Annotated in this window: 2 protein-coding genes; both read left to right on the top strand. The window is 70.3% G+C overall.

What is annotated here, in order from left to right; genetic code table 11:
* Positions 1-599 (top strand): IPT/TIG domain-containing protein (locus GA0115259_RS36880; RefSeq protein WP_141716860.1); only part of this gene is annotated, 599 nt, incomplete at its 5' end.
* A gap of 425 nt (positions 600-1,024) precedes the next feature.
* On the top strand, positions 1,025-1,693 hold the full coding sequence (locus tag GA0115259_RS36875; RefSeq protein WP_093604867.1) for an HNH endonuclease family protein: 669 nt from the start codon (positions 1,025-1,027) through the stop codon (positions 1,691-1,693).
* Positions 1,694-1,846: the final 153 nt, after the last annotated feature.

Here is a 1,846-nt window from a genome sequence, read left to right as displayed (position 1 = left end):
GCGTGCAAGCCGTCAGCCCCGCCGGAGCCGGAGCAACCGGCGTCACCCTCACCACAGCGGCCGGGACCGCTGGCCCGGCGAACTTCTACTACCGCACTCCCCCCACCGTCAGCGGGCTGACCCCCGTGGCCGGTCCGCTGGCTGGCGGCACCACGATCACCATCGCCGGAACACATCTCGAAAGCGCCACTTCCGTGTCGTTCGGCGGCACCCCGGGCGGTATCACCGCCACGACCGGCAGCTCCATCACCGTCACCACCCCGGCCAGGGGCAGTGTCGGGCGGGTGTCCGTCGTCGTCACCACACCGGGCGGCAGCACCGGCGGGCTGAGCTTCACTTACACCGCCCCGCCCACCATCACCAGCGTCGCGCCTTCCACAGGCACCAGCGCCGGGGGCAACATCATCGGCATCTCCGGCACCAACCTCGACACCGCGACGCAGGTCACCTTCGGCGGCAGCGCGGTACAAGCCCTCGCGCCCCTGACCAGCACCCGACTCGCCGTCGTCACACCCCCCATGGCCCTCGGGCTCCTCAATGTCGCCGTCACCAACCCGGCCGGAAGCGTCACCGCCGCTCTCGCCTTCCTCTCCGCCTGATCGTTCAAAAACAGACGACACGGGCGACGGTGACCGTCAGGACACTCCGGCTGACGCACTGGCGACCCCCGCCTCCTCGCGAATCCCCGCGAACACGCACCCCGGCGCCGACGGCGCGACCGGCTACGCCGCCCGGGCTTCGACTTCGACGCCACGTACACGCAGCTGGCCACGGTGTGGCGAAGCGCTTGCATCACCCCCTGACGCATGCTCACGGCGCGATGGCGCCACAGGACACGGAGTGTGATGATCCGGCTTTGCCGCTGAGCAGGGGTGTCACGGTGTCGCGCTGTCACGCCGGATCGGCCCCAGGGCAGCTGGACCAGCTCGCCGACCACGCCACGCCCAGTACCGCTTGCACCCGTCCGAGTGACACCGGCCCGAATGCCACCTGCTGCGCCGTCGCCTGCCGATATCAACAGCACATGATCACCTTCACGCGCGGCCTCGTGGCCGCCGCCCTTCTCGCTCTGCCCCTGGCGGTCGGCTCACCGCATTCCGCTGCCGCCGATCCTCATCCGATCGCGGTCCCGATGACTCTGGCAGAAGGCATCCGCCTCCTGCCGGTCGCCGCTGAATCCCGCGAGGGCTACCGGAGGACCTTGTTCAAGCACTGGACGGACGCCGACCGGGACGGCTGCAACACCCGGATGGAGGTTTTGATCTCGGAGTCACAGACCCCGCCGACGATCGGGGCCGGCTGCAAGGTCACCAAGGGCGAATGGCTCTCCTACTACGACGGTCAGACATTGACCGCGCCCGGCGGCCTGGACATCGACCACATGGTCCCACTCGCTGAGGCATGGGACAGCGGGGCGTACGCCTGGTCGGCTCAGCGCAGGGAGGCATACGCGAACGACCTCAGCGCCGATCGCTCACTGGTGGCGGTCACCGCGAAGACCAACCGCAGCAAGGCCGACCAGGACCCCCGGGAATGGCTCCCGCCTCGGGCCGGCGCGCGCTGCCAGTACGTGGCGGACTGGGTATCCACCAAGGCCCGCTGGGCCTTGTCGGTCGACCCGGCGGAACACGAGGCCCTGACCCGGGCGGCGGCAGGCTGTGAGGAGCCTGTGGAATTCGAGCCCGCACTGTAACTGCCGGGAACGCGACACCCGTCCCCTTGATCTCACCTTGCGGGGGCGGGTGTTCGTGCGCCTGCCCCAGCCGGAGGAACGCGTGGAGAGGCCGGATCAGCTGTTCTGCCAGTGTGGCCGCCGGCCCCGCCCGGCCCCGGGCGGGGCCGGGCG

It is taken from the genome of Streptomyces sp. MnatMP-M17, from assembly GCF_900091995.1.
Taxonomy (GTDB): domain Bacteria; phylum Actinomycetota; class Actinomycetes; order Streptomycetales; family Streptomycetaceae; genus Streptomyces.
The sequence above is the reverse complement of the archived record's forward strand: the minus strand, read 5'-3'. Positions and strand labels throughout refer to the sequence as shown.

Excerpts from the sequence above, each read along its gene's own strand:
- GA0115259_RS36875 (WP_093604867.1), top strand. The coding sequence starts at position 1,025 with ATGATCACCTTCACGCGCGGCCTCGTGGCCGCCGCCCTTCTCGCTCTG.